Below are 9,126 nucleotides of genomic sequence, written 5' to 3' on the forward strand. Positions count from 1 at the left end.
GGGAAAATGAGCCGCCGCCGAGAGATCGCGACTTTCGGCGGCGGTTCGCGTTACTGGCGCCTACTTTCGATGTCCTCCCTTCAGCTCCGCGAACCAGTTCAGCACCACCTCCACCCGCCGCGGCGCCGACTCGGGCGGCGACTTGATCATCAGGAACCGACGGCCGTCCGGCGCGGCGTCGTAGCTCCACGCATGCGCCTCATTGCCGTAGGGCCCTGAGAACAACAAGGTGGGGCGGCCGGTCTCACCGGAGGCGGGATCCACCGCCACCGCGAACACGCTGTCGCCACCCAGGTACACCAGCTCCCGGCCGCCGCGGGTCCAGCGGGGCTCGGTGCCGCCGTTGGTCGAGACCTGGCGCCGGTCCCGTGCGAGATCGGGGAAGGACTGCAGATAGACCTCGGCACGGCCGGACTCGTCCGAGTCGAACGCCAGCCAGCCGCCGGTCGGCGACAGCGACGGATGGGCGAGGTTGGAGCGGCCCTGCAGCAGCGGTGCCGCCGCGGGGTGGCCATCCAGGCCGACCGACCAGATCTCCTCGCTCAGCTTGCCGCTCACCCCGTAGAGCAGCAGCGAGCCGTCGGCCGAGAGCGAGCCCGCGTACTTGTCGGCTCGACTGACCACCAGCGCCGTTTCCGGGGTGCCCGCGCCAGCGGCCCGGCTGAACAGGTCGAAGATCGGGCGCTCGGAGGAATAGATCAGACGGCGGCCATCGCCGGTCCAGAGCGCGCCGAAATCGGCGGCGTCGCCCGAGGTGATCCGGGTGAGGATCCCGCGCCCGGGCTCGTAGGCCCACACGTCTCGGTTCCCGTCCGTGGCGGTGACCGTGAGCGCAACTCGGCGGCCGTCCGGCGAGATCGCTGGGGACGCGTACCGGCCCTCCCGCTGGAGCAGTGGCTGCTCGGTACCCTCGCGGCTCACCCAGACGGGGAGCGAGCCGGCGCTGAGCAGGGACGCGCGGACGTACGCCAGGTCGCCCGAGGCGGACACGCTGAACGCCGCCGCGCCGTTCGATGGCACCATGGCCAGATCGCTCAGCACGGGCACGGCCTCGCCGGTGAGCCGCAGCCGATCGAGGTCGAACGGCGCGGCCAGCAGCGCATCGCCCGCGCCGTACAGCAGATGCCCGGAAGCCGCGTACACGCCGCCGACGCCGCCGCGCACCAGTACCGTACGCGAGCCGGTCCGGAGGTCGAGCAGCTCGATCTTCGCCCGCTCGATCGGAGTCGAGAAGTTGGTGAAGATCACGTGCCGGCCGTCGGGCAGAATCTGCGGCCACCAGTGGGCCAGCTCGCCTGCGGCCGAGTCGGGGATAGTGAGCCGGGTGGGCTCGCCGCCGGCGGCGCTCACCTGCCAGAGCCCGCTGTTGTAGCTCTCGGTGTACACGATGGTGCCATCCGCGCCCCAGCTCCCGCCGGCCCAGGTGGAGGGCGCCAGCACGATCGGCGAGCCACCCTCGACCCGCACCTTGCGCAGCTTGCCTTCGGATGTGAACCCGATCCAGGCCGCATCCGGGGAGAAGAACGGATGGTTGCCGCCCTCGGTCCCGGCGACGGGCACGACCTGATTGCGCGCCAGATCGCGCAGGAAAATCTGCAAGCGGCCATTGCGGACGGCCTGGATCAGGATCTGCCGGCCGTCGGGCGAGATGATCGGGGTAGGGTCGCCGGAGTTGATCCATTCAGTCGGGGCGAGCTCGACTGAGAATCGGATCGGGGCTCGGTCGACCGTAGCTCCCGATCGTCGCGACGCGAACGCGGCAAGCGCCACCACCGCCGCGCCGAGCAGGGCCCAGCCCGCGCGCGGGAGCCAGCGCCTGGCGCGGCCCTGGGCCGGCGTCTCGATGACCGTGGTGGTCCCGGACAACATCGCCGGAGCCCGGCCGGCCAGCGCCTCCGACAGCTCCGCCGCCGAGCCGAATCGGTCGGCCGGGAGCTTGGCGAGGGCCCGGTGCACCGTCGCCGCGACGGCCGGCGGCACCGTGTCGCGCGACGCAGTGATCGGCGTCGGCTTCTCGGTGATGACCTTCGCCACGATCGCCTGCGCGGTCGAGCCGAGGAACGGCGGGTCGCCCGCGAGCATCTCGTAGAGCACGGCGCCGAGCGAGTAGATGTCACTCCGGGCATCGATGTCCCGGTCGCCCATCGCCTGCTCGGGGCTCATGTACTGCGGCGTGCCGATCGAGAGCCCTGTCTCGGTCAGCCGGTTCCGGCCCGCGCTGCTCAGGGCCAGCGCGATGCCGAAGTCCGCCACCACCGCCGAGCCCTCGTGGAGCAGGATGTTCTCGGGCTTGATGTCGCGGTGGATCACCCCGTGCCGGTGCGCGTAGTCTAGCGCCGACGCGACCTGGCTCCCCAGCCGCACCGCCTCGGCGATGGGGAGCTGCTTCTCGCGCGTGAGCCGCGCGCGGAGCGATTCCCCCTCCACGTACGGCATGACGTAATAGAGGAACGAGTCGGCCGCACCCGAGTCAAACAGCGGCAGGATGTGGGGGTGCTGCAGGTTGGCGGTGGTGCGGATCTCTCCCAGGAACCGCTCGGCGCCGATCACGGCCGCGAGCTCGGGGCGGAGCAGCTTGAGCGCGACCCGCCGCTCGTGCCGGAGGTCGTGCGCCAGGTAGACCGTGGCCATGCCGCCGGCGCCCAGCTCCCGCTCCAGACGGTAACGGTCCGCGAGCGCCGACTGGAGCCGGCCGAGCAGTTCAGGCATGCGATCGCTTGGGGAAGGGGTGAGCGGAAGATGGGAGCGCGGAGGGCGTTTGGCTAGGACCATCCTGCCCGCGAGCGTTTTCCGGTGTGATCAACCATGGGCGTGGTAGATCGAAGGCGGGTTCCGCCCCGCCAGCCGCGCAGGCGACTCGGGGTCGTGGCTCGGCAAGTAGGCAATACCGCGCCGCACGAGCGACAGCACTCGAGACAGAGTCTGGCGATGCTCCTCGACATTGGCAATGAAGCCCTGCTCTCGCTGATTGTGGAGGGCTGGGAGGTCATAGGTGACGTCTCCGGCGAGCAGCACGTCCCCCTCCGTGCTTCGCAGCAGGAAGCTCGTGTGTCCCGGGCTATGTCCCGGCGTCGGTAGAGCGACGATCGAGCCATCCGGCGTCACCCGCCAGCTCCCCGGGAACCCAAGCAACGCTGGGCCGTCGAAGTCGAAGAGACTGGGAACGAAGCCTCGGGGCACAGGGGCTGTCAGGAAGCGAAGCAACCGGCCGGGGAACCGGGCCACGGGGGCCCATTCCGACCTCGCCACCCACACCCGCCGTTGGTCGAACGCCGCGAGTCCTCCGACATGGTCCCCGTGAAGATGCGTCAGCAGTACGCGGTCGAAGTCTCCGGGCGTGAGGCCCCGCCGAGCCAGCTCGGGAACCAGCGCCTGGTCCGACGAGATATGGAAGCGGGTTCTGGTCGGTCCTCCCCTTGCGCCCGGCCGGGCACCTGCGTCGACCAGGATCCGTTCAGTTCCGGTCTCGATGATCCAGGACCACATCGGCAACGGCGCCGTCCAGCGCGGGTCTCGCCCTAGCGCGCGGATCAGGCCGACTGGCCCGCCGTGGGCCGGGCTGCCCTCAAGGAAGGTGGGCTTCAATTCCAGCACGCCGGTCGACAGGGCGGTGATCTTCATGGACGGCGATCCAGTTCCTGGGTTAATATTTAGTCAACTCACTTTACCAATTACTAACCTAGGTTTATTATATGTCAAGTGGACACCGTCCCGCCTGGTCGGAGTTGCGGCGGGAGATGGCCGAGTCGCCGGCTCGGGCGTTCGGGACCGTGTATCGGCGGTTTCAGGAGGCTGCCAACCGGGCGTACGCGACGCACGGCTGGAAGGGCCTGACGCTGTCGCACGTGCAGTTCCTGTCCGAGACGGAGGAGGCCGGCACGCGATTGTCGGACGTGGCCTCTGCCCTGAAGACGACCAAGCAGTACGCGGGGAGGCTGGCCAGGGAAATGGCGTCCAAGCGCCTCGTCACCCTGGTGGCCGATCCGCTGGACCGGCGCGCGGTCCTGGCCAAACCCACGGAGCGCGGACGCGCGTTCCTGCAGGATGCGTGTGCGGTGCGCGCGGAGCTGGAAACCCGATATCTCGGCCGCCTCTCGCCGTCGCGCGCGGCGGCCTTCGTGGCGACCCTCAAGGAGCTCGTGACCGCGACGGACGGCTGACAGGATCAGAGCGGCGACGGACGGCCGTCACCGGATCACGGACTGATAGGTGAGCGTCTGAAAGACTTCGTTCACGTCGTCGCGATTGGGAAAGAGCTGCATCATCAGCACCCCCACCAGCCGCTCCTTGGGATCGATCCAGAAGCTCGTGCCCAGGATGCCGCCCCAGGAGTAGGTGCCCGCGGAGCCGAGCACGCCCGTGGCGCCCAGGTCCCGCACGACGGCGAAGCCCAGGCCGAAGCCGACGCCGGGCCCGAGCGGGTTCTTGAGGTCGGAGGTCGCATCGGCCGTCATGAGCTCCACGGTCTTGGGGCTGAGCAGGCGCGCGCCGTCGAGCTGGCCACCGTTGAGCAGCATCTGGGCGAACCGAGCGTAGTCCCCCGCCGTGCTGAAGAGCCCCGCCCCGCCCGAGAAGAAGGTGTCCGAGCCGCGGGTGCCGGGGCCGCCGAACCGCCCGAGAGGCAGCCGGCCGTCTTCCCAGGAGTCGGTGCCGGCCATGGCGCGGAGCGAGTCGTGCGGCGAGCTGTATGCCCTCGCCAGGCGGCCGAGCTTCTCGTCGGGCACGCGGAAGCCGGTGTCGTGCATCCGAAGCGGCTGGAAGATACGGGCATGGAGGAACTCATCCAGCGTGAGACCGGAGGCGATCTCGACGACCCGGCCGAGCACGTCCACCGAGAGGCTGTAGCGCCACTCGTGGCCGGGCTGAAAGGCGAGCGGTTGGGCGGCCAGGCGGGTCATGTTCTCCGCCTGGGTCGGCACCAGGTCGCTGAGGCCGTCGCTCACGTGGGCGGCGCGATAGGCCTTTCCGACGGCGGAGGTGTCGATGAAGCCGTAGACCAGGCCAGACCGGTGGGTGAGCAGGTCGTGAATGGTCATCGCGCGCTCCGGCGGGACGAGCGAGTCCCGCCCGGCCCAGACCTTGGTCGAGGCGAACTCGGGGATGTACTTCGACACGGAATCGGCGAGCCTCAGGCGGCCCTCTTCGACCAGCATCATCGCGGCGACGCTGGTGACCGCCTTGGTCATCGAAGCGATCCGGAAGATGGTGTTTCGGCGCATGGGACTGTGGGACGCGACATCGCGCCAGCCGGCGGTGTCGAGCTCCACCAGCCGCCCATCACGCGCCACCAGCGCGACCAGCCCAGCCACGGAGCCCTGCTCGACATAGCGCCGCAGCATGGGTCGAATCCGGGCGAGCCGCACCGAGGACATGCCGACGGTCTCGGGGCGAGCACGCGGGAGCTGGGCCGCGGCAGTGGCCGGTGCGGCGATGACAAGCGCGAGGAAAAAGCGAAAAGGTCTCAGCTCCATAGCTCAGCCACCCTCCCCGGGAACGCCACCAGCGCCTTCTGCAGCAACCATCCCAGACCATACAGCGTCGCCGCCGCGCCTGCCGCGCTCAGCGCCACCACGCCGCCGAGCATCCCCGCCCCCACTCCGATCCATCCCGACCCTGCCGCGACCTCCCGCCACGTGAGCCCCGGATCCGGCCGCTTGAGCGGCTTTCCCTCGGCGCCCGCGCCGAGCCGCTCCAGCCGCCGGAGGCGCGGCTCGAGGGGCAGCTGCATGTGGAGCAGCAGGCTGGTCACGTCGGGGCGGCTGTGGTCCTTGTCCACATCGGGGTCCCACACCGGGAACAGGAAGTGGACCGCCACCGCGCCGGGCACCTTCATCTTGCGGTTCGCGAGCGTGCGGTACGCCTGGGCGAGAGCACCCGGATAGCGGGTGAGCTGGACCGCGGTGGCGTCCGCCAGCTTCCGCCGCGCCCGCCACAGCGCGGAGACCGACGGGGCCATGACGAATACCGTGAGCCAGATGATGGCCTTGGCCGCGATGGCGGCGAGGCCGACCGTCACCAGCACCGGTAGATAGCCGAACAGGAGCACCAGCGGGTGTGCGTCGGGCAGCCGCTCGAACTCGTCCGAGTCCAGGTTCTCGAAGGTGTTGCCGTCCATCATGGTGTCGACCGCCAGCTCCCGGCTCGGCGCCTCGGCCCGGCCCCGGAGCGTGTCCCGGGCGATCCGGGCGACAAGTTTGAGACTGGCCCGCGGCGCCGGCACCAGCGGCGCCTCGAGCATCAGCGAGACCAGTCCCCACACCTGGATCAGCGTCAGGATCTCCGCTGCAAGGGTCAGATCACCGTTGCCGACTGACGCCATCACGTGCGCGACGACGGCCTGCTGCTCGTCACGCGAGAGCCGGTCCACGAACCCGCGGGTGACCACGACGGTCGCGTCGTCCATCGTGAGCCCGGCGGCGCCGACGTTGGCCGACTTGGCATCGATCAGCACCACTCGCGGCGCCGGCACTCCCGCGGCCACGGCCACCTCCTGCACCAGGTTGGCCAGCCGCTGCTCGGCCAGGTCGTTCGGGCGGGGCGGCCGTACCTTCATCCGCCGGAGCACGCCGCCGACGCCGGTGCGCCGGAAGATCACCCGCACCACGGCCCAGAGGAGCAGCATCGCCACGAGCCCGGGGAAGACGAACAGCGCGACGAGCAGGTCCCAGGGCATGTCCACATCCGAATGTCGGGCCGCCGACCACATCGTGGGCAGCAGGCCGAAGGTGCGGTCGAGCCAGCCGGTGACCTCCGCCGGGATGTCGAAGACGAGGTCGGCGAGGTAGACCGGGACGGCCGCGGCCGCCACCAGGAACGGGGAGATGAGGATGGAGAGCGGAATGCCTGAGACGGCGAGCACGACGACCACCAGCGCGGCCGAGATCGCGCTGGAGCGGCGGTGGCGCCGTTGCTCATCGAGGAAGTGGACCAGGGGCGGAGGCTCCCGTGGTCGGAGGAATGCTGCTGCTACTGGGGATTGGGGACAGGGGATAAGTAAACCGGCAAGGAGGCCGGGCGCCAGCGATGCCGGTCGGGGCCTGCACAAGAGGTTGGCCGCTACTCCCTCACTTCACCCGCCAGGGCGGATCACGGCGGTTTCGTCCCGCGTGGAAGAGGCAGAGCAGGTTGCCGGAAGGATCCCGGAGGCGCGCCTCGCGCCAGAGCCACGGCTGGTCGGTGGGCGGGCTGTCGAACCGGATGCCCTCGGCGACCAGGCGCTCGACCGTTCCGTCGAGATCGGCGCACTCCAGATAGATGACCGGCCCGGGTCCGGTGCCCAGCGCGGCGACCTGCTCGACCGACAGCGTAGTCTCGCCGTCGGGGCACTCGAAGCGGACATAGCGCGGGAGCGCGTCCACGATGAGACGGAGCCCGAGCCGACGATAGAAGGCGACGGCGGGCGTGAGGTCCAGGGCCGGCAGCGTCACCTGATTCAGGTTCATGCGTGCTGTAACGTTCGGCGCGCCCGTGTGGTTCTGCCGTGGCGTACACATCATCGCCCGAGGTCCACCAGTTGAGCGCTGGACCGCCCGGCGTCCTTCTCGATTACCAGTCGGACGGCCTGGGTGTGCTGGGGCCGGAATGGGCCCACCCAGTAGCCCCGGCCGAAGTTCTGGACGACCAGAAGAAGTGCAGCACCGGGTACCGGTCCCTCACCAAGATGAGCCTCGGGCGGGGAGTCGCAACGGGGCCGATGTCGGGATTGGCGCCGCAACGACGTTCCGTCAGGCGGGGAGCCCCATTGGATGAGGAGAATGCGTGAACTAGCTTAAAGGTACGCCCGCGGAGTGAGGCCTCCCCCTGGCCATGCCGATGTCCATCCAGGAGCACGGTCCCGTCGGATCACCCCGCATGACGACGCCCCAATCCACCGCCCCGATACCCGCCCCGGCGCCATCCCGCCGATTGGCGTGGCTCGCCGCTGCCCTGGGCTGGTACGTGCTGGGGGCAGGTCTCCTGTCCTTCATGGGTTGGGTGTTGGGCGTGCGGCGCCTCACCGCCTGGAACGGCGCCATCTCGATCCAGCCCAACACCGCGCTCACCGCCACGGCGGCCGGCGCGGGCCTAGTGCTTCTGGCCCACGGTCGCCGGCGCGCGGTCGTCCCGTTCGCGGTCCTCATCGGCCTGATCGGGCTCGCCAGCATCTTCGAGCATGCCTCGGGCATCGATCTCGGCATCGATGCCCTGCTCACGTTCGGGCGGCCGTGGGCCGGCACCGCGACGGTGGCACCGGGACGGATGGGACTGCCCGCGGCCACCTCCTGGACCCTGCTGGGCATCGGCCTGCTGGCGGCGCTCGGGAGCCGGCGAGACCGGCAGGCGGGCGCGGCTCTGGGGATCGCGATCATCGTCATCGCCGCGCTCTCGATCATCGGCTATCTCTTCGGTGCGAACCCGCTGTACACGGTCGCTCCGCTCACCGCCATCGCCCTGCAGACCGCGACCATGATCGCGGTGGCCGGCGCCGGTCTGGTGGCGGCGCTACCGGACAGTCAGCCGATGCGGACCCTGGTGGAGCCCAGTGCCGCGGGGCTGGTGGCCCGGCGCGCCCTGCCCTTCGTCATCGTCGTGCCGGTGGCGCTGGGCCTGCTCACGATCCATGGTCGGGAAGCCGAGTGGTTCGATCGCGGGATGGGCTACGCGCTCCTGGTCCTCACGCTCATCGTCGTGATGAGCGCGGTGCTGTGGTGGTGCGTCGGCGCGGTGTGGGCCCACGAGCGCGCGCTGGCGGAGGCCAGCAGGACCGTGCGCGAGAACGAGGCGCGATTCCGCCAGACCGCGAAGATGGAAGCGATCGGGCGGCTCGCGGGCGGCGTCGCCCACGACTTCAACAACCTCCTCACCGCGATCCTCTCCGACGCCCAGGTCCTCGCGGAGCGGCTCGGGCCGGACAACCCGCTCCACACCGAGGCCGCCGAGATCGAGGCGGCCGCGCGGAAGGCCGCGCTCCTCACCCGCCAGCTCCTCGCGTTCGGGCGCAAGCAGCGGTCGGAGCCGCGCGTCGTGGACGTGGCCGAGGTCCTCGCCACGATGGACCGGATGCTCCGCCGGCTCATCGGCGAGGACGTGGAGCTGTCCACCGTGACGCCCGCGGGGCTCGGCCGGATCCGCGTGGACCCGGTCCAG

Annotated in this window: 7 protein-coding genes; 2 read left to right on the forward strand and 5 right to left on the reverse strand. The window is 70.3% G+C overall.

Annotated elements, in window-relative coordinates; genetic code table 11:
• Positions 1-60: 60 nt before the first annotated feature.
• Positions 61-2,709, reverse strand: a complete 2,649-nt coding sequence (locus tag VHR41_06790; GenBank protein ID HEX3233885.1) for a protein kinase — start codon at positions 2,707-2,709, stop codon at positions 61-63.
• A gap of 90 nt (positions 2,710-2,799) precedes the next feature.
• Positions 2,800-3,621 carry an N-acyl homoserine lactonase family protein gene (locus VHR41_06795; protein HEX3233886.1) on the reverse strand — a complete coding sequence of 274 codons (822 nt, stop codon included), beginning with the start codon at positions 3,619-3,621 and terminating at the stop codon, positions 2,800-2,802.
• A gap of 116 nt (positions 3,622-3,737) precedes the next feature.
• Between VHR41_06795 and VHR41_06800 the strand changes: the two genes are divergently transcribed.
• Positions 3,738-4,160, forward strand: coding sequence for a MarR family transcriptional regulator (locus VHR41_06800; GenBank protein HEX3233887.1), 423 nt, complete (start codon positions 3,738-3,740; stop codon positions 4,158-4,160).
• Between the two features lie 27 nt (positions 4,161-4,187).
• On the opposite strand, the gene VHR41_06805 is transcribed toward VHR41_06800, so the two are convergent.
• From VHR41_06805 to VHR41_06815, 3 genes are all read right to left on the reverse strand, one after another.
• Positions 4,188-5,471: a serine hydrolase domain-containing protein gene (locus VHR41_06805; protein HEX3233888.1), complete on the reverse strand. Its 1,284-nt coding sequence runs from the start codon at positions 5,469-5,471 to the stop codon at positions 4,188-4,190.
• Positions 5,462-6,859: a M48 family metalloprotease gene (locus VHR41_06810; protein ID HEX3233889.1), complete on the reverse strand. Its 1,398-nt coding sequence runs from the start codon at positions 6,857-6,859 to the stop codon at positions 5,462-5,464. Before VHR41_06810 ends, VHR41_06805 begins: the two co-directional genes overlap by 10 nt.
• 205 nt (positions 6,860-7,064) lie before the next feature.
• The gene (locus tag VHR41_06815) at positions 7,065-7,442 is read right to left on the reverse strand and encodes a VOC family protein (protein HEX3233890.1); all 378 of its coding nucleotides are present in this window, start codon (positions 7,440-7,442) and stop codon (positions 7,065-7,067) included.
• Between the two features lie 409 nt (positions 7,443-7,851).
• Between VHR41_06815 and VHR41_06820 the strand changes: the two genes are divergently transcribed.
• Positions 7,852-9,126, forward strand: a 1,275-nt coding sequence (locus VHR41_06820) for a hypothetical protein (protein HEX3233891.1), incomplete at its 3' end; no start/stop codon positions are given.

The organism is Gemmatimonadales bacterium (assembly GCA_036265815.1).
In the GTDB taxonomy this organism is placed as follows: domain Bacteria; phylum Gemmatimonadota; class Gemmatimonadetes; order Gemmatimonadales; family GWC2-71-9; genus CAVVWJ01.

Coding starts and splice junctions, on each gene's coding strand:
- VHR41_06805 (HEX3233888.1), bottom strand. CDS start 5,471: ATGGAGCTGAGACCTTTTCGCTTTTTCCTCGCGCTTGTCATCGCCGCA.
- VHR41_06815 (HEX3233890.1), bottom strand. CDS start 7,442: ATGAACCTGAATCAGGTGACGCTGCCGGCCCTGGACCTCACGCCCGCC.
- VHR41_06800 (HEX3233887.1), top strand. CDS start 3,738: ATGGCCGAGTCGCCGGCTCGGGCGTTCGGGACCGTGTATCGGCGGTTT.
- VHR41_06795 (HEX3233886.1), bottom strand. CDS start 3,621: ATGAAGATCACCGCCCTGTCGACCGGCGTGCTGGAATTGAAGCCCACC.
- VHR41_06790 (HEX3233885.1), bottom strand. CDS start 2,709: ATGCCTGAACTGCTCGGCCGGCTCCAGTCGGCGCTCGCGGACCGTTAC.